Origin of the sequence: Paraburkholderia sp. BR13439 (genome assembly GCF_040948805.1) — a bacterium.
GTDB classification, from domain to species: Bacteria; Pseudomonadota; Gammaproteobacteria; order Burkholderiales; family Burkholderiaceae; genus Paraburkholderia; species Paraburkholderia youngii.
Genome location: NZ_JBFPKN010000185.1, coordinates 1 through 284 on the forward strand (window position 1 = coordinate 1; position 284 = coordinate 284).

At 55.3% G+C, this 284-nt stretch carries 1 protein-coding gene; it reads left to right on the forward strand.

What is annotated here, in order from left to right:
- Positions 1-139: 139 nt before the first annotated feature.
- Positions 140-284, forward strand: a 145-nt coding sequence (locus tag AB3X96_RS42795; RefSeq protein ID WP_368594447.1) for a transposase, incomplete at its 3' end; no start/stop codon positions are given.

Sequence of the window (284 nt, forward strand, 5' to 3'; positions counted from 1 at the left end):
CGGCAAACAGTGGTCGTCACGCTTCAAAAAGCCAGGCGACCAACCTGCCAGCAGACTCTCATGGCTGATACAACGCAAGTGGCAAACGGCCAACTCTCTGAAAACGAGTTGTGCAGACCTTCCCTAGTATCCTGGCGGAATGAAAAAACGCAGGCCGTACCCAACGGATGTATCGGATGAAGAGTGGTACTTCGCCGCTCCGTATCTGACCTTGATGAACAAGGACGCACTGCAGCGCCGCTACGAACTGCGCGAGATGTTCAACGCGCTGCGCTGGATCGTAC